The following is a 901-nucleotide window of genomic DNA, read 5'->3' as shown; positions in this document are numbered from 1 at the left end:
CACATCATTACCTGTTACCGAGTCATGATAAGTAACCATCCTGATAGGTTCTGGATAGAGTTTCTTCGACTTATGGGTAGTCAGTTTTATGATAAAATCGCCACAGATTCCTGTACTTGGATCAAAGTCTAGACTATGGTTAACGACCTCGTATCTCATATTGTCTTTGGGACGACTTATCCAATATGCACCGGCTTTGTGAAAGCGAAACAAAGCGAGGAAATCAACGTATGCTTTGTCCATCATATAGAACGCAAATGGCTCAGGCACAATATCATCCAGTTCATTGCTGTCATGCCATTTTCCATCTGTAATATGGATATTTGCCGGAATGCTTCCACGAAGATCCAGCAGTGTGTGCATTTTGACTGCGCCTTTGCTATACTTGCCCAATGCCCATGCAGCCAGGACAATGCTTGTTGAGATAGTTGTGGAGTCAAGCGCATAGAGGACATTGTCTATCGTTATCTCAGCAACCTTTGTGTTTGAATACATTGGTCGGACGATACCGATTAGATACATGCCAAGTCCTTCGTAGATGCGATAGTCTCTTTTCTCATTAGCACGACATAAATTGGATTGATTAACGGACTTGCGAATTCCCAAGTGGTATATGCTACTTCCATGAGCCTCTAGGCACAGACAAATATCACGGATGGATACACAACCAGTAATCTGACCAAATAGCAGATGGAGCAACTGGTTATAGCAGGATAAATCTTTTGCATGCCAGTCACCTTTATACTTCTTCACCAACTTGTCAAATTGGTAGCGAGGTATGAAGTCGATGACTTGAGCAAAGATATACTTGCCGATGTTCATAATCTTGCAGTTTTGGATGCAAAATTACTCAATCAATTTCAAATCAAAAAAACAAAGAACGCTTGTAAATGATTAAATA

1 protein-coding gene is annotated in these 901 nt (G+C 40.7%); it reads right to left on the bottom strand.

What is annotated here, in order from left to right; all coding sequences use genetic code 11:
- On the bottom strand, nt 1-822 hold an 822-nt coding region (locus tag KM934_RS12835; protein ID WP_215761019.1), incomplete at its 3' end, for an IS4 family transposase.
- Nucleotides 823-901 lie beyond the last annotated feature (79 nt).

The organism is Hallella faecis (assembly GCF_018789675.1).
Lineage (GTDB): Bacteria > Bacteroidota > Bacteroidia > Bacteroidales > Bacteroidaceae > Prevotella > Prevotella faecis.
The sequence above is the reverse complement of the archived record's forward strand: the minus strand, read 5'-3'. Positions and strand labels throughout refer to the sequence as shown.